The sequence below is a fragment of the Amnibacterium soli genome (assembly GCF_039544415.1).
GTDB classification, from domain to species: Bacteria; Actinomycetota; Actinomycetes; order Actinomycetales; family Microbacteriaceae; genus Amnibacterium; species Amnibacterium soli.
Genome location: NZ_BAABLP010000004.1, coordinates 424,877 through 441,279, shown reverse-complemented (window position 1 = coordinate 441,279; position 16,403 = coordinate 424,877). Strand labels below are relative to the sequence as shown.

The window sequence follows — 16,403 nt, the reverse complement described above, 5'->3', positions numbered from 1 at the left end:
CGGCGCTGCGACGGGCCCAGCCCGCCCGCTCCGGTCGCCGCCGCGGGCGGCACCTCGTCGTCGATTCTCACCGGGTTCTGCGTGACCATGGCGCGCCTCCTCGAGTGCGGAAGCGTACCTTCGCCGCCTTCAGCCGCCCGGTCCCTGGCGGGCAGATTGCACGGATGTTCAGCGGTTGTCGTACGGCGCGACGACGACCTCGACGCGCTGGAACTCCTTGATGTCGGAGTAGCCCGTGGTGGCCATCGAGCGGCGCAGCGCACCGGCGAGGTTCACGGTGCCGTCGGGGCGGTGCGCCGGCCCGAACAGCAGCTCGTCGAGCGGCGCCGCCTGGCCGACCCAGACCCGCCGGCCGCGCGGCAGCTGGTCGTGGTGCGCCTCGAGGCCCCAGTGCCAGCCGCCGCCGGGCGCCTCGGTGGAGCGCGCGAGCGTGGTGCCGAGCATGACCGCGTCCGCGCCCACGGCGATCGCCTTCACGATGTCGCCGGAGTTGCCGAGCCCGCCGTCCGCGATGACGTGCACGTAGCGCCCGCCCGACTCGTCGAGGTAGTCGCGGCGAGCGCCCGCGACGTCGGCCACCGCGGTGGCCATGGGCGCGTGGATGCCGAGCGAGCTGCGCGTCGTGGTCGCCGCGCCGCCGCCGAAGCCGACGAGCACGCCGGCGGCACCGGTGCGCATGAGGTGGAGGGCCGCCGTGTAGGTGGCCGCGCCGCCCACGATCACGGGCACGTCGAGCTCGTAGATGAAGCGGCGCAGGTCGAGCGGCTCGGTCGACTTCGACACGTGCTCCGCGGAGACGGTCGTGCCCCGGATGACGAACAGGTCGACGCCCGCGTCGATGACCGTCTGCGAGAACTCCTGCGTGCGCTGCGGCGAGAGCGCCGCGGCGACGGGGACGCCGGAGGCGCGGATCTCCGCGATCCGGGCGGTGATGAGGTCCGCGCGGATCGGGCTGCGGTAGATCTCCTGCATGCGGGCGGTGGCCCGGTCCTCCGGCAGCTCGCGGATCTCGGCGAGCAGCGGCTCCGGGTCCTCGTAGCGGGTCCAGAGCCCCTCGAGGCCGAGCACGCCGAGGCCGCCGAGGCGGCCGAACGCGATCGCCGTCGCCGGCGAGGTGACCGAGTCCATCGGCGCGGAGAGGAACGGCACCTGGAACTGGAACGCGTCGATCGACCACGTCGTCGACACGTCCTCGGGATCGCGGGTGCGCCGCGACGGGACGACGGCGATGTCGTCGAACGCGTAGACCCGACGTGCCCGCTTCGCGCGGCCGATCTCGAAGTCCATGCTCACGGTCGGCAACCCTACCGAGGCGTCCCGACCGACCCGTCGATGCGTGCACCCGGACTGGGGGCGGCGTGCACCCCGCCTCGCCGCGCGGTGCACGGGAGGCTGAGGCGTGGCCCGCGTCCTGTTCACGAGCGCGCGCCAGGACGGCTTCGTCCTGCCGCTGCTGCAGCTCGTGCGGGCGATGGCGGCGCGGGGCGACGAGGTCTGGTTCCTGTGCGGCGAGGCGCACCGCGAGCGCATCGAGGAGGCGGGCGCGACGTTCCTGCGCCTCCCCTACGACGCCGAGGTGCCGCCGGGCCGCGTGCCGCGACGGCGCGGGCGCCGGAGACGGTCGCACGAGGTCCCCGACCTGCTGTGGACGCTCTTCCTCGGCACCGTGGAGGCGGACTTCCACGCGGTCATGGCCCTGCACCACCGGATCGGGTTCGATCTGCTCATCGCCGAGCCCACCTTCGTCGGCGCCACCGCCGTCGGGCTGCTGCCGCGCTACGAGCGCCCGGCGGTGCTGACGCTCGGGATCCTGCCGCTGCCCTTCTCCAGCCCCGACGTCGCCCCGTTCGGCGCGGGTCGGGTACCGCTGGAGGGACCGCTGAACCCGCTGCGGAACGCCCTGCTGCAGGTCGCGGCGAACGCGACCCGCACCGGGGCGCTGCGCCAGGCGTTCGGGGAGACGATCGAGCGGCTCACCGGGCACCGCCCGACCGGGCAGCTGTTCGACCTCGGCCTCACCGCGGACGTGTGGGCGCAGGCGTCCGTGCCGCAGTTCGAGTACCCGCGCCGGTCCACGCCGGACCGGGTGCGGTACGTCGGGCCGCTGCCCGCGCCGGCCGGGTTCCCGCTGCCGGACTGGTGGTACCACCGCGACGGCCGCCGGATCGTGCACGTGACCCAGGGCACCTACGCGAACCAGGACCCGACCGAGCTGATCGTGCCGACGATCGCGGCGCTGGCCGACGAGGACGTGCTCGTCGTGGCGACCACCGGCGGCCCGGATCCCGCCTCGGTCGAGCGCGCGCTCGGCGGCGCGCTGCCGGCGAACGCCCGGGTGGAGCGCTTCCTGCCCTACGACCACCTGCTGCCCGCGGCGCACGTGATGGTCACGAACGGCGGCTTCGGCGCCGTGCACCACGCGCTGCGCCACGGCCTGCCGCTGGTCGTGGCGGGCACCACCGAGGACCGTCTGGAGGTGAACGCGCGCGTCCGGTGGACCGGCGTCGGCGTCGACCTGCAGCAGCAGCGCGCGGACCCCGCGCGGGTGCGGACCGCGGTGCGGCAGGTGCTCGACGAGCGCGCACGGTTCCGACGAGCGGCGTCCCGGCTGGCGAGCGCGATCGCCGCGACCGACGCCGTGGCCTCGGTGCTCGACATCGCCGACGAGCTCACGAGCGCGCCGGCAGGCCGCCCCGCCCGACGCTGACGGGCAGTCGCGCGCCCTGGTCCCGGTCGCGCGAGACCGGGACTGCGGCGCGCAGCTGCGCGCGGGCGGGTCAGCGGCGGTAGTTCGGGGCCTCGGCGACCATCTGCACGTCGTGCGGGTGGGACTCCTTGAGGCCCGCTGCCGTGATGCGCACGAAGCGGCCGCGGTCCTTCAGCTCGGGGATCGTGCGGCCGCCGACGTAGAACATCGACTGCCGCAGCCCGCCGAGCAGCTGGTAGACGACGCTGCCGACCGGGCCGCGGTAGGGCACCTGGCCCTCGATGCCCTCGGCGATCAGCTGCTCGTCGCTCGGCACGTCCGCCTGGAAGTAGCGGTCGCGGGAGTACGAGGTCTTCTTGCCGCGGGTCTGCAGCGCGCCCAGCGAGCCCATGCCGCGGTACGTCTTGAACTGCTTGCCGTTGACGTAGATCAGATCGCCGGGGCTCTCGTCGGTGCCGGCGAGCAGGGAGCCGAGCATGACCGACTCCGCACCCGCGACGAGCGCCTTCGCGATGTCGCCGGAGTACTGCAGGCCGCCGTCCGCGATCACCGGGACGTCCGCCTCCCTCGCCGCGAGCGACGCCTCGTAGACCGCGGTCACCTGGGGCACGCCGACGCCGGCGACGACGCGGGTCGTGCAGATGGAGCCGGGGCCGACGCCGACCTTGACCGCGTCGACGCCCGCCTCGATGAGCGCCTGCGCGCCGCTGCGGGTCGCGACGTTGCCGCCGATCACGTCGATGTGCGCCGCGCGGGGCTCCGCCTTCAGCCGGCGGACGATGTCGAGCACGCCGCGGCTGTCGCCGTTCGCGGTGTCGACGACGAGCACGTCGACGCCCGCGTCGACCAGGGTCATCGCCCGGTCCCAGGCGTCTCCGAAGAAGCCGATGGCCGCCGCCACGCGGAGGCGCCCGGCCTCGTCCTTCGTCGCGTTCGGGTAGCGCTCGCTCTTCTCGAAGTCCTTCACCGTGATCAGACCGGTGAGGCGGCCCTGCTCGTCGACGAGGGGCAGCTTCTCGATGCGGTGCTGCGCGAGCAGGCCGATCGCGTCGTCGGGCGCGATGCCCTCGCGACCGGTGACGAGCGGCTGCTTCGTCATCACGTCGGCGACGCGCGTCGTCTCCTTCTCGAACGGCGAGACGAAGCGGATGTCGCGGTTCGTGACGATCCCGACGAGCTTCCCGTCCGCGTCGACGACGGGCAGCCCGCTGACGCGGAAGTGCGCGCACAGCCGGTCGACGTCCGCCACGGTCGCGTCGGGCGTCGTCGTCACGGGGTGCGTGATCATGCCCGACTCGCTGCGCTTCACCTGGTCGACCTGGCCGGCCTGGTCCTCGATGGAGAGGTTGCGGTGCAGCACGCCGATGCCGCCCTGGCGCGCCATGGCGATCGCCATCCGCGACTCCGTGACCGTGTCCATCGCGGAGGAGATCAGCGGCGAGGCGATCCGGATGCGGCGCGTGAGACGCGTGGTGGTGTCGGCCTCGCTCGGGATCACGTCGGTGTGCCCCGGCAGGAGCATCACGTCGTCGTAGGTGAGTCCGAGGAGTCCGAACGGATCGTCTGCCATGCATCCCCCAACCGGTGATTCGTGCGGGAATTCCCGTAGGCCAATGGTAGGAGGGCGCGGCGCTTCCACGTCACGGTCCGGTTGCGATCGGTCCCTGCACGGAGGATGGACACACGCCTGAAACACCCGAGGCAATACGGTCGAGGCCTTCCCACCGACAGCGGCGGCCCATCGACGCGCCGTCCCCGCCCCGGAGGTCCATCCCACTTGCGCCCCGACACGACCCGCCGACGAACCGGCCCGGCCGCGTTGCTGACGGTGTTCGCGACCGCTGCACTCGCCCTGATCCTCGCCTTCGCGGGCGGGACACCGGCGAACGCGTCGAGCAGCCCGTCGCCCTCACCGAACGCGAGCGCCGCTCAATCCATCCAGGTCTGGATCCGCAAGGCGTCCGACCGCAGCAACGTCTCGGGCGTGAAGGTGACGGTCTCGTCCGGCTCCTTCTCGCAGACGGTCACCACCGGCGACGACGGCAAGTCCCTCGTCGGCCTGCCCGGAGGCGGCACCTACAAGGTCCAGCTCGACGAGAAGAGCGTGCCGGAGGGCGCCGGATCCGTGCCGAACGGGCTGAACCCGCGGCAGGTGGTCGTCTCCGAGGGGAACCAGGCGGTCCCCGCCTACTTCATCCTCGTCGCGGCCGGAGCGGGGACCACGCCGACCCCCGGCGCGACGAGCGGCAGCAGCACCGCCGGTGACAGCGACGCGGGCCCGAGCGCGAGCCCGTTCGAGCTGGTCGTGCCGCGCATCGTGACGGGCCTCATCTTCGGCCTGCTGCTCGCCCTGGCCTCCATCGGCGTCTCGCTGATCTACGGCACGACGGGCCTGAACAACTTCGCGCACGGCGAGCTCGTGACGTTCGGCGCGCTGATGGGCTACGTCTTCTCCGCGGTCCTCGGCCTGCCGGGCATCGTGGCGATCATCGCGGCGACCGTGCTCGGCGGGGCCTTCGGCTACCTGCAGGACCTCGGGCTCTGGAAGCCGCTGCGCAAGCGCGGCGTCGCGCTGGTGCCGCTGATGATCGTCAGCATCGGCCTGTCGCTCGCGCTGCGCTACATCTTCCAGTTCATCTTCGGCCCCGACCAGCTCGTGCTGCCGGCCGACAACCGGGCCGCCCTGATCCTCGGCCCCGTCCGTCTCCGCTCGACCGACATTATCAGCGCGATCATCTGCATCGTCCTGCTGCTGCTCGTCGCGTTCGTGCTGCTGCGCACCCGCATCGGCAAGGCCACCCGCGCGGTGTCCGACAACCGCTCCCTCGCGGCCGCGTCCGGCATCGACGTCGAGAAGGTCATCCGCACCGTGTGGGTGGGCGCCGGTGCGCTCGCTGGCCTCGCGGGCGTGCTGATCGGCTACTACCAGTCGCTGCGGTGGGACACCGGCGCGAGCATCCTGCTGCTGATCTTCGCGGCGGTCACCCTCGGCGGCTTCGGCACCGCGTTCGGCGCCCTCGTCGGCTCGCTGGTGATCGGGGTGATCACCGACGTCTCGACCGTGTTCATCCCGAACAACCTGAAGTACGTCGCCGCGCTGGTCGTGCTGATCCTGATCCTGCTGGTCCGTCCGCAGGGCATCCTCGGCAAAGCCTCACGGATCGGATAGGACCGACCATGGACCTCAGCTTCCTGCTGCTGGCGCTCGGCCAGCTCATCTCGCCGCAGACGATCGCCTACGCGCTCGCCGCCCTCGGCCTCGCCGTGCAGTTCGGCTTCACCGGCCTGCTGAACTTCGGCCAGGCCGGCTTCATGGCCATCGGCGGCTACGCCTTCGCCATCACCACCCTGCGGCTCGGCTTCCCGTTCTGGCTCGCGGTGCTCAGCACCATCGTCGCGACCACGGTCATGGCGCTGATCCTCGGCATCCCGACCCTGCGCCTCCGCGCCGACTACCTGGCCATCGTCACCATCGCCGCGGCGGAGATCGTGCGGTACGTCGTGAAGACGCCCGACCTGATCCCGCTCACGGGAGGCTCGGACGGTCTGAACGGCTCGTCGACCACGTTCGACGCGCTGAACCCGATCCCTCCCGGCTCGTACGGCTTCGGCCCGCTGCGCTACGACGAGAACGACCTCTGGATCATCATCGTCGGCTGGATCTTCGTGCTGCTCGTCGCGCTGCTCGTGCGCCAGCTGATGCGCAGCCCCTGGGGCCGCGTCATCAAGGGCATCCGCGAGGACGAGGACGCGGTGCGCAGCCTCGGCAAGAACGTCTTCTCCTACAAGATGCAGAGCCTGATCCTGGGCGGTGCGCTCGGCGGTCTGGCGACGATCATCAACATCATCCCGACGTCGCTGCAGCCCGACAACTACGGCACCCAGACGACGTTCTTCCTGCTCACGATCATCCTGCTCGGCGGCGCGACCACGGTCTTCGGCCCGCTGGTCGGCGCGATCGTGTTCTGGGTCGTGCTGTCGCTCGCGGACGGCGTGCTGTCGTTGCTGATCAGCAGCCACGTGCTGCCGATCTCGACGGTGCAGCAGGGCCCGATCCGGTTCATCATCGTGGGGGTGGCGCTGATGCTCATCGTCATCTTCAGGCCGTCCGGACTGGTCGGCAAGAAGCGGGAGGCGTTCTTTGCCTGACACGACGGCTTCGGCGGCGCAGGCGCCGCTCATCGAGGGCGCGCCCGCGCCCGGCGTGAAGAAGGTCGACCCGATGGTGGTCGCGGACGGCGTGCAGCGCACGTTCGGCGGCGTCCACGCGGTCGACGTCGACCACGTGGAGATCCCCCGCGGCGCCATCACGGCGCTGATCGGCCCGAACGGCGCCGGCAAGACGACGTTCTTCAACCTCCTCACCGGCTTCGACAAGCCGAACAAGGGCACCTGGTCGTTCGACGGCAAGCCGATCGGCGGCGTGCCCGCCTACAAGGTCGCCCGCCGCGGCATGATCCGCACGTTCCAGCTGACGAAGGCGCTGAGCATGCTCTCCGTGATGGAGAACATGCGTCTCGGCGCGCAGGCGCAGCCGGGCGAGAACATCGCCCGCGCCCTGATCCCCGGGCTCTGGAAGCCGCGCGAGCAGGAGATCACCGATCGCGCGCGTGACCTCCTCGCCCGCTTCAAGCTCGACACGAAGGCCGACGACTTCGCCGCCAGCCTGTCGGGCGGGCAGCGGAAGCTGCTCGAGATGGCGCGGGCCCTCATGAGCCAGCCGAAGATGATCATGCTCGACGAGCCGATGGCGGGCGTGAACCCGGCGCTGACGCAGTCGCTGCTGCACCACATCCTCGACCTGAAGCAGACCGGCATGACCGTGCTGTTCGTCGAGCACGACATGCACGTCGTCCGCGAGATCGCCGACTGGGTCATCGTCATGGCCGAGGGGCGGATCGTCGCGGAGGGCTACCCGGACCAGGTGATGTCGGACCAGGCGGTCATCGACGCCTACCTCGGCTCCCACCACGACACGGACCTCGGCGACCTGTCGGAGGAGCAGCAGGCGGAGCTGCTCGACGAGACGCAGGCCGCGGTCGAGCGCGAGGAGGACGGCACCCATGGCTGACGACGACGTGGTGCTGCGCACCGACGCGCTGCACGCGGGCTACCTGCCCGGCATCAACATCCTGAACGGCTGCACGGTCGAGGTCGGCAAGGGCGAGCTCGTCGGCATCATCGGCCCGAACGGCGCCGGCAAGTCGACGCTGCTCAAGGCGATCTTCGGCCAGGTGAACATCCGCAGCGGCACGGTCACCCTGCGCGGCGAGGACATCACCGGCCTCGGCGCCGACAAGCTCGTGACCAAGGGCGTCGGCTTCGTGCCGCAGACGAACAACGTCTTCCCGAGCCTCACCATCCAGGAGAACCTGGAGATGGGCGTGTTCCAGCGCCCGAAGCTCTACGACCAGCGCATCGACGAGGTGCTCGGGCTGTTCCCCGAGATGAAGAAGCGCCTCAAGCAGCGGGCGGGCTCCCTGTCGGGCGGCGAGCGCCAGATGGTGGCGATGTCGCGCGCGCTGATGATGGACCCCTCCGTGCTGCTGCTCGACGAGCCGAGCGCGGGCCTCTCCCCCGTGCGGCAGGACGAGACGTTCCTCAACGTCGCCCGCGTGAACCGCGCCGGCGTCTCGGTGCTGATCGTCGAGCAGAACGCCCGCCGCGCCCTGCAGATCTGCCACCGCGGCTACGTGCTCGACCAGGGCCGCGACGCCTACACGGGCCGCGGACGCGAGCTGATGAACGACCCCAAGGTGATCGAGCTGTACCTCGGCACGCTCGCCGCGGACCAGGAGGCGGCGCGGGCCAAGTGACCCGTCGGCGGCGTGCGGCGACCGCGTGGGTCGCCGCTGCCGCCGGGGGTCGCCCTCGCGGGCTGCTCCTTCCCCACCGCCCCGGCACCGCGTGCGACGACGCTGCCCGGCGTCTCGGTGCGGGTCGTGCAGTACCGGTCGGACATCCCGCTGCGCCACGTGCAGCTCGAGGTCGTCAACGGGTCCGCGCGCACCGTCGTGGTCGCTGCGGCGTCGCTGCGGGGAGCGGGCTGGTCCCCCGCACCGCACTGGTCCGACGACGACCCGGCCGAGATCCGCGCCGGCACCACCGTCGACCTCCCCGCCGCGCTCACGACGGCCTCCTGCGAGGCCCGGTCGCCCCTCTCCTCCGCCCGGCTCCGGCTGCCGGACGGCTCGACGCGGACCGTGCGGGCGGAGGACTCGCACGGCACCCTCGCGCGGCTGCACGAGCAGGCGTGCTTCGCCCAGGCCGCGACGAGCACGGCGACGATCGTGTTCCAGGGGTTCCGCCCGGAGGGCCGCACCGCCGAGATCCTGCTCGACGTCCGGGGCGGCCCGGACGTCCGTCGGGGGCTGGTCGTCGAGCAGGTGCTGCCCACGACGCTGCTGTCGCCCCGCAGCGGCGACGAGACGTGGCGGGTGGACCGTCGCCTCGCCGCATCCGGCACCGTGCGCCTGCCGGCCGCACCGACGCGCTGCGACCTGCACGCGGTCGCGGAGGACAAGGTCGGGACCGTCCTGCCGGTGCAGGTCCGGCTGGCGGACGGCCGCAAGGGCACGATCGACGCGGTCGCGCCGAAGGCGCTGAAGGACCGCGTGCTCGCCTGGGTCGTCCGCGCCTGCGGCAACACCTGACCAGCGCCGCAGCACTGGAAGCACCGCAGGTGGCGCAGCATCGAGGACGCCCGGGACCCTTCAGACCATCCCGCCTCCCGCACCCCGAGCGCGAAGCGACGCGTACCGCGGCCCGTTCAGGGCCGCGAAGCGTACGAGCTGCGCCGCGGCGGCGCAGCAGTAGACGAAAGGCCCGGGACCGGCTCGCGCCGGTCCCGGGCCCCTGAGGGACTCCTGCGACCTAGTTCTTGGTCAGGTCGCCGAACTCGGAGCCCACGGCGGAGCTCTCGTTGCCCTTGGAGTACTTGTAGATCGAGACGTACGCCTGCGACGGGTCACCGTTCTTGTCGAGGCTGATGGGCCCCGAGATGCCGTCGTAGTCGATGTTCTTCGTGCCGGCCTTGACGAGCTTCGCGCACTCGGCGAACGTCTTGCACTTGGTGCCGCCCGACGTCACCTGCGAGAGGTTGTCGCGGATGGTCGTGCCGTCCGTCTTGCCGCCGACGAGCGCCGCGAGGGCGATCGAGACGGTGGCGTCGTAGGACTCGGGGCCGTAGGAGAACACGGTCAGCGCCTTGAGGCCGTCCGCCTTCGCCTGCGCCTGCATGCGGTCCTTGAAGTCGCTGGTCGCGACGACGCCCGGGTTCGTGAACTGGGCGCCGGCGATGTCGACGTTCTTGAAGTCGGGGGTGATGACGCCGTAGTTGCCGTCCGCGCCCCAGACCTTCGAGAAGGGGTAGCCCGCCTTGTCGATCTCCTGCGAGATGGACTTGATCTGGTCGAACGAGATCACGATCAGGGCGTCCGGCTTCGACGCCAGCGACTTGCTGACCTCGGAGGAGAAGTTCGTCGCGTTCGCGTCGAACGACACGTCGGAGGCGACCTGGCCGCCACCGCTCGTGATGGCCTCCTTGACGCTGTCGTTCAGGCCCTGGCCGTAGGAGTCGTTCTGGTAGAGGACGGCGACGTTGATCGCGCCCTGCTTCAGCACGGCCTGGCCGAGCACGCGGCCCTGGAGCACGTCCGACGGGGCGTCGCGGAAGAAGTAGCCGTTGTCCTTGTACGTGGTGAACGCGGGCGAGGTGTTGGCCGGCGAGAACTGCACGACCTTCGCCTTCGCGATCTGGTCGATGACCGTCAGCGACACGGAGGAGGACGCGGCACCGATGATGGCGCCGACGCCCGAGGAGAGCAGCGACGTCACGGACTGCGTGGCGATGTTCGTGCTGGTGTCGCCCGAGTCCTTCTGGATCGCGCTGACCTTGATGCCCGCGTTCGCCTTGTTGATGTCGGAGACGGCGAGGTTCACGCCGGTGATCTCGGGCGGGCCGAGCACGGCGAGCGTGCCGGTCTGCGGCAGGATCGTGCCGATCTTCAGGTCGAGCGACCCGGCGGAGCTCGAGGACGAGCCGCTCGGGGACGAGCCGGAGCAGGCGGTGAGGGCGACCGCAGCGGCAGCGGTGAGGGCGATCGCCACCGCAGCGCGACGTCCGCGTCGAATTCCAGGCATGGATGTCCTTACTTCTTCGGTCAGGGCAGGTCCGTGCGCGGGGCGCCGAACACGAGGAACCTACGGAAATCAGGTTCCGGGCGTGTTTCAGGCGGCGTTCATGTCCGATTCGTTGTGAATCCGTGACCCTTTCGCGGGCCGTGCGGCGCTCAGGCCGCGGAATCCGCGGGAACGGCGGCGGCCCGACGGGGCCGGGAGCGGACGACCGACTCCCCGACGAGGATTGCGAGCGCGGCCCAGACGAGCGCGAAGCCGGTCCAGCGCGCGGAGGACATCGGCTCGTGCAGCACCGCGACGCCGATCGCGAGCTGCAGGATCGGCGCGACGTACTGCAGGAACCCGACGATGGAGAGCGGCAGGCGCCGGGTCGAGGCGGCGAAGAGCAGCAGCGGGACCGCGGTGCCGATGCCGGCGGAGGTGAGCATCAGGGTCGGGAACCAGCCGGCGGTGCCCCACGCGAGCCCGGAGGTCGTGCCGACGACGATCAGCTGCACGATCGCGACCGGCACGAGCCAGGCGGTCTCCAGGGTGAGGCCGGAGACCGCGTCGACGCGGCCGAGTCGCTTCTTCACGAGGCCGTAGAAGCCGAAGGACGCCGCGAGCGCGAGCGAGATCCACGGCAGCGAGCCGGTCTCGACGGCGAGCACCACGACCGCGAGCGCGCTGACGCCGATGGCGACCCACTGCACGGGGCGCAGCCGCTCCCGCAGCACGACCACCCCGAGCAGGATCGTGACGATCGGGTTGATGAAGTAGCCGAGGGCGGCGTCGACGACGCGGCCGGAGGTGGAGGCGATCACGTAGACCGTCCAGTTCACCCAGATGAGCGCACCGGCGAGCGCGAAGGACGCCACGGCGGACCGGTCGCGGAGCACGCCGCGGAAGCGCCCGAAGCCGCGCGTGACCCCCAGCAGCAGGAGGCAGAAGACGAGCGAGAAGACGATCCGCATGCCGACGATCTCGAACGCGCCGGCCGGCTTCATCAGGAGGAAGTAGACGGGCATCGCGCCCCAGAGCCCGTAGGCGCCGATCCCGAACAGCAGCCCCGCCCGGGTCGACCCCTGGTCCTCCGACGTCACCGGGCGAGGGTAGTCCGTCGCGGCTCAGCGCTCAGACCGCGGTCGGCCCCTGACCACCCGAGCCCACCCGCCTCACCGACGACCCGCTGTCGCGTACCGCGGCGCGTGCAGCGCCGCGAAGCGACACAGGGCTTCGATCCGCCGCGGATCGAAACCCCATGAACACGGAAGGCCCCCGCACCGAGCGGTGCGGGGGCCTCCGAGAAGCGGGATGCGCTCAGCGCACCACGACGGCGAGCACGTCGCGGGCGGAGAGGACCAGGTAGTCCTCGCCCTGCACCTTGACCTCGGTGCCGCCGTACTTCGAGTAGATGACCCGGTCGCCGACGGCGACGTCGAGCGGCACGCGGTTGCCGTTGTCGTCGATGCGACCCGGTCCGACGGCGACGACCTCGCCCTCCTGGGGCTTCTCCTTGGCGGTGTCGGGGATGACGAGCCCCGACGCGGTCGTCTGCTCGGCCTCGACCTGGCTGATCACGATGCGATCCTCGAGCGGCTTGATGGAGACCGGCACGGTCCACCTCTGCTTTCCTGAGTGCTTCCTGCTGCCAATCGGAAGGACTGGCACGTGTGGGTTGGCACCCCGCACCGCAGAGTGCCAGCTCCCAACCCTAGGGCCCCCCTGGCACTCATGCAATGCGAGTGCCAGGCGCCGCCTACGGTGGAGGGATGGAACGCAGCGAGCTCGAGGCGCTGCTCAGCAGCCGGGTGCTCACGGCCGTCGACGACGAGGCGCGGCCGGAGACGCCCGCGGACGTGCTGGCCCGCTCCACGGCCCTGCGCCGCGCGGGCTTCGCGCCCGAGGAGGCCGCGGCGATCCTCACGCAGGCGGCCCTCCGCCGCCGCGCGCGGGTGAAGTTCGGCGAGTTCGCGGACCGCATGCTGTTCACCCGCGCGGGGCTCGAGCAGGCGACGCGGCTCGACGTGGCCGCCCGGCACGCCGCCCGCTTCCGCGATGCGGGCATCCGCCTCGTCGCGGACCTCGGCTGCGGCATCGGCGGCGACGCCCTCGCACTGGCCGCGATCGGGCTGCAGGTGCGGGCCGTGGAGCGCGACGAGGTCACGGCCGTGCTCGCGCAGTACAACCTGGCGCCGTTCCCGGAGGCGGAGGTGGTCGTCGCCGACGCCGAGCAGGTCGACCTGGCCGGGGTCGACGGGGCGTGGATCGACCCCGCCCGCCGCACGGCCGGCCACACCGACACCCGGCGGGTCGACGCGGCCGACTACAGCCCCTCCCTCGCCTTCGTCGAGCGCACGGCGGCCCGCCTGCCGACCGGCGTGAAGCTGTCCCCGGCGCACGACCGGGCCGACCTGCCGGAGGACGCCGAGGCCCAGTGGGTGTCCGACCGCGGCGAGGTCGTGGAGCTGGTGCTGTGGCGCGGCGGGCTGCAGCGCGAGGGCGTGCGCCGCGCGGCCCTGGTGTCGGGTCCCGGCGGCGTCGCGGAGCTGACCGCCGCGGCGGACTCGGCGGACGAGCCCGTCGGCGGGCTCGGCGACCACGTGCACGAGCCCGACGGCGCGGTCATCCGGGCCCGCCTGATCGGCGACCTCGCCCGGGCGACCGGCACCCGGCCGATCGGGCCGGGCATCGCCTACCTGACCGGCGACGGGCCGTCCCCGTCGCCGTTCACGACGTCCTTCGCCATCGACGCCGTGCTGCCGTTCGACAAGCAGCGGATCCGCAAGGAGCTGCACGCCCGGGGCATCGGGCGGCTGGAGATCAAGAAGCGCGGGGTCGACCTCGACCCCGCGCGCTTCCGCAAGGAGCTCGCGCTGCGGGGTGACGAGGAGGCGGTGCTCCTCGTCACCCGCACGGCGGGCTCCCGCGTGGCCCTGCTCTGCCACCGCTGACGCGGCGGCAGGAGGCGTCAGGGGGCGGTGGTGCTCGCGTCCTGCGACGCCGCGTAGGCGAGCGCGACGATGACCAGCACGATGACGATCAGCGAGATCAGGAAGCCGACGATGCCGAGGATCAGGCCGGTCAGCCACAGGCCCTTCGCCTGGGGCTCGCGTCGGCGCGCGATGAAGCCGAGCACGGCGCCCGCGGCGCCGAACAGCAGGCCGATCCAGAACAGCGAGGTGAGGATCCCGAGGATGCCGCCGATCAGCGACAGGATGCTCAGGACCGGGGTCTGGTTGGTCGGGCGGGGCCCGGCGGCGTAGGCGTCGGCCGAGTTCGGCGTGGACGGCGGGGTGGGCTGGTAGTCGCTCATGGCTCCTCATCGACGGGAAGGTCGCGCCATGGTCCCAGCGCGCGGAGCCGAGCGTCAATGCGAGGGGCCGGAACGGTGCCCGGATTGGGGTCAGCCGACCAGGACCCGACCGACCGGCAGGCTGGAGTCGACGCCGAAGCCGGCGCCGCTGGGCGCACTGCCCGCCTCCACGAGCCGCGCGCCGAGGCCGGCGATCATCGCGCCGTTGTCGGTGCAGAGGTCGAACGGCGGGATCCGGAGGCGCACCCCGGCGGCCGCGGCGCGCTCCGCGGCCACCTCGCGGAGACGGCGGTTGGCGACGACGCCGCCGCCGAGCAGCAGGCGGGGCACGCCCGTCTCCGCGCACGCGTCGAGCGCCTTCGCGACGAGCACGTCGACGACCGCCTCCCGGAAGGACGCGGCGACGTCGCCGACGGCAACCGGTGCCCCCTCGGCCGCCCCGCGCTCGACGTGGCGCGCGACCGCCGTCTTCAGGCCGGAGAACGAGAAGTCGAAGCGGTGCCGCTCGCGGTCCTTGCCCGCGGTGAGCCCGCGGGGGAAGCGGATCGCGCGCGGATCCCCCTCGGCCGCCGCGCGGTCGATCGACGGGCCGCCCGGGTAGGGCAGGCCGAGCAGCCGCGCGGTCTTGTCGAAGGCCTCGCCGGCGGCGTCGTCCAGGGTCTCGCCGAGCAGCTGCACGTCGTCGACGAGGTCGCGCACGAGCAGCAGGGAGGTGTGCCCGCCGGAGACCAGGAGGGCGACGGTCGGCAGCTCGACGGGCTGCGGCTCCTCCCCCGGCAGGTGCAGCTGGTCCGCGGTCACGTGCCCCACGAGGTGGTTCACGCCGTAGAGCGGCTTGCGCGCGGTGACGGCGAGCGCCTTCGCGGCGCCGACGCCGACCATCAGCGCGCCGGCGAGCCCCGGGCCCGCGGTCACGGCGACCGCGTCGAGGTCGGCGATCCCGACGCCCGCGACCTCCAGCGCCCGCTCGAGGGTCGGGCGCATGGCCTCCAGGTGGGCGCGCGCGGCGATCTCCGGCACCACGCCGCCGTAGCGGGCCTGCTCGTCGACGGAGGAGGCGATCACGTTGGCGAGCACCTCGCGGCCCCGCACGATGCCCACGCCCGTCTCGTCGCACGAGCTCTCGATGCCGAGGATCAGCGGGCCGGACGTCATCGGGTGCGCTCCAGGTCGAGCCGCATGACGATCGCGTCGACGCCGTCCGGCTGGTAGTAGCGGGGGCGGCGGCCGACGACCCCGAACCCGCGCGAGGCGTAGAGGGCCTGGGCGACCGGGTTGTCGGCCCGCACCTCGAGGAACACGCGCTGCGCGCCGCGCTCGGCCGCGGTCGCGAGCATGCGCCGCAGCAGCGCCGCGCCCGTGCCCTCGCCGCGGTGCGCCTCGTCGACCGCGATGGTCAGCACGTCGGCGTCGCCGCTGCCGGGCGGCGCGAGCACGGCGGCGTACCCGACCACGCCGCGCTCGTCCTCGGCGACGAAGGCGTCGCCCGACGCGAACGTCTCGCGCATCGCCGGCTCGGACCAGGCGTCCGTGGGGAAGCTCGCGCGCTCGATCGCCATGACCGCGTCGACGTCGTCCGCCGTCGCGGCGCGGACGGGCGCGCTCATCCGAGCACCGACTTGCGCACCGTCGAGATCGTGACGTCGGGGCTGCGCAGGTACCGCGCCTCCTGCGGCTCGGCCGCGATGCCCGCGCCGCGGCGCAGGGCGGCGATCGCGCCGAGCACGCCCGCGTCGACGGCGCCGACCACGCGGGTCAGGTCGGGGATCCCGTCGTCCGGTCCGACGACCGGCTCGCCGTCGCGCACCGGCGTCCCGGCCTCGTCGAGCCGGCGGTAGACGGTCGTGAAGTGCTCGCGCCGCTTCGCGTCGGCCACCACCACGAAGGGCAGCGCGACCCCGCGCCGGACCGCGGCGAGCGCGACCGCGTCGTGGCTCAGCACCGGCAGCTCCTCCGCTCCGAGCACGAGGGCGGCGGTGCGGGCGGCGGCCATGCCGACGCGGAGGCCCGTGAAGGGTCCGGGGCCGGTTCCGTACGCGACGGCGTCGATCGCCGGGCGGCCGGCGCGGTCGAGCACGGCCTCCAGCAGCGGGCCGATGTGCTCGGCGTGCGCGCGCGCGTCCTCGTCGAGCAGGGAGGCGACCACGCGGCCGTCGTCGTCGACGACCGCGGCGGAGGAGGCGCCGGAGGTGTCGATGGCGAGCAGCACGAGAGAGCAGCCTACGAGCGATGGCCGCGCCCGCGCGCCCAGGGGTCGCTCGT

Annotated in this window: 16 protein-coding genes; 7 read left to right on the top strand and 9 right to left on the bottom strand. The window is 72.6% G+C overall.

The annotated features are described in order from the left end of the window. Positions 1–168: 168 nt before the first annotated feature. Positions 169–1,287 (bottom strand): GuaB3 family IMP dehydrogenase-related protein, encoded by a 1,119-nt coding sequence (locus ABEA53_RS11720; RefSeq protein WP_345481491.1) that lies wholly within the window; start codon positions 1,285–1,287, stop codon positions 169–171. A gap of 112 nt (positions 1,288–1,399) precedes the next feature. On the opposite strand from ABEA53_RS11720, the gene ABEA53_RS11715 reads away from it, so the two are divergent. After that, on the top strand, positions 1,400–2,707 hold the full coding sequence (locus ABEA53_RS11715; RefSeq protein WP_345481355.1) for a nucleotide disphospho-sugar-binding domain-containing protein: 1,308 nt from the start codon (positions 1,400–1,402) through the stop codon (positions 2,705–2,707). 70 nt (positions 2,708–2,777) lie between these two features. On the opposite strand, the gene guaB is transcribed toward ABEA53_RS11715, so the two are convergent. Then, on the bottom strand, positions 2,778–4,277 hold the full coding sequence (gene guaB, locus ABEA53_RS11710; protein WP_345481354.1) for an IMP dehydrogenase: 1,500 nt from the start codon (positions 4,275–4,277) through the stop codon (positions 2,778–2,780). Positions 4,278–4,484: 207 nt separating this feature from the next. Between guaB and ABEA53_RS11705 the strand changes: the two genes are divergently transcribed. From ABEA53_RS11705 to ABEA53_RS11685, 5 genes are read left to right on the top strand one after another with little or no spacing between them, the layout of a single operon-like run. Continuing rightward, complete coding sequence (locus ABEA53_RS11705; protein WP_345481353.1) at positions 4,485–5,876, top strand: branched-chain amino acid ABC transporter permease; 1,392 nt, start codon at positions 4,485–4,487, stop codon at positions 5,874–5,876. 8 nt (positions 5,877–5,884) lie between these two features. Continuing rightward, positions 5,885–6,856: a branched-chain amino acid ABC transporter permease gene (locus tag ABEA53_RS11700; protein ID WP_345481352.1), complete on the top strand. Its 972-nt coding sequence runs from the start codon at positions 5,885–5,887 to the stop codon at positions 6,854–6,856. Beyond that, entirely contained in the window at positions 6,849–7,778 is a 930-nt protein-coding gene (locus ABEA53_RS11695) for an ABC transporter ATP-binding protein (protein WP_345481351.1), read from the top strand. The genes ABEA53_RS11700 and ABEA53_RS11695 overlap by 8 nt, the downstream gene beginning before the upstream one ends. Beyond that, a complete protein-coding gene (locus tag ABEA53_RS11690; protein WP_345481350.1) occupies positions 7,771–8,523 on the top strand; it encodes an ABC transporter ATP-binding protein in 753 nt (250 codons plus the stop codon). The genes ABEA53_RS11695 and ABEA53_RS11690 overlap by 8 nt, the downstream gene beginning before the upstream one ends. A 12-nt stretch (positions 8,524–8,535) precedes the next feature. Then, the gene (locus ABEA53_RS11685; RefSeq protein WP_345481349.1) at positions 8,536–9,360 is read left to right on the top strand and encodes a hypothetical protein; all 825 of its coding nucleotides are present in this window, start codon (positions 8,536–8,538) and stop codon (positions 9,358–9,360) included. Positions 9,361–9,580: 220 nt separating this feature from the next. Here the strand turns inward: ABEA53_RS11685 and ABEA53_RS11680 are convergent, their stop codons facing one another. From ABEA53_RS11680 to groES, 3 genes are all read right to left on the bottom strand, one after another. Further along, positions 9,581–10,816 carry an ABC transporter substrate-binding protein gene (locus ABEA53_RS11680; RefSeq protein ID WP_345481348.1) on the bottom strand — a complete coding sequence of 412 codons (1,236 nt, stop codon included), beginning with the start codon at positions 10,814–10,816 and terminating at the stop codon, positions 9,581–9,583. Positions 10,817–10,998: 182 nt separating this feature from the next. Continuing rightward, a complete protein-coding gene (gene rarD, locus ABEA53_RS11675; protein ID WP_345481347.1) occupies positions 10,999–11,928 on the bottom strand; it encodes an EamA family transporter RarD in 930 nt (309 codons plus the stop codon). Between the two features lie 217 nt (positions 11,929–12,145). Next, the gene (gene groES, locus ABEA53_RS11670) at positions 12,146–12,442 is read right to left on the bottom strand and encodes a co-chaperone GroES (protein ID WP_345481346.1); all 297 of its coding nucleotides are present in this window, start codon (positions 12,440–12,442) and stop codon (positions 12,146–12,148) included. A gap of 155 nt (positions 12,443–12,597) precedes the next feature. Between groES and ABEA53_RS11665 the strand changes: the two genes are divergently transcribed. Further along, the gene (locus ABEA53_RS11665; protein WP_345481345.1) at positions 12,598–13,779 is read left to right on the top strand and encodes a THUMP-like domain-containing protein; all 1,182 of its coding nucleotides are present in this window, start codon (positions 12,598–12,600) and stop codon (positions 13,777–13,779) included. Between the two features lie 17 nt (positions 13,780–13,796). Here ABEA53_RS11665 and ABEA53_RS11660 read toward each other — a convergent pair whose 3' ends face one another. The 4 genes from ABEA53_RS11660 to tsaB all read right to left on the bottom strand — a co-directional run bounded on the left by ABEA53_RS11660 (position 13,797) and on the right by tsaB (position 16,350). Continuing rightward, entirely contained in the window at positions 13,797–14,141 is a 345-nt protein-coding gene (locus ABEA53_RS11660) for a DUF4190 domain-containing protein (RefSeq protein WP_345481344.1), read from the bottom strand. Positions 14,142–14,231: 90 nt separating this feature from the next. Then, positions 14,232–15,296 (bottom strand): tRNA (adenosine(37)-N6)-threonylcarbamoyltransferase complex transferase subunit TsaD, encoded by a 1,065-nt coding sequence (tsaD, locus tag ABEA53_RS11655; RefSeq protein ID WP_345481343.1) that lies wholly within the window; start codon positions 15,294–15,296, stop codon positions 14,232–14,234. Beyond that, positions 15,293–15,748, bottom strand: a complete 456-nt coding sequence (gene rimI, locus ABEA53_RS11650; protein ID WP_345481342.1) for a ribosomal protein S18-alanine N-acetyltransferase — start codon at positions 15,746–15,748, stop codon at positions 15,293–15,295. Before rimI ends, tsaD begins: the two co-directional genes overlap by 4 nt. Beyond that, on the bottom strand, positions 15,745–16,350 hold the full coding sequence (tsaB, locus tag ABEA53_RS11645; protein ID WP_345481341.1) for a tRNA (adenosine(37)-N6)-threonylcarbamoyltransferase complex dimerization subunit type 1 TsaB: 606 nt from the start codon (positions 16,348–16,350) through the stop codon (positions 15,745–15,747). Before tsaB ends, rimI begins: the two co-directional genes overlap by 4 nt. Positions 16,351–16,403 lie beyond the last annotated feature (53 nt).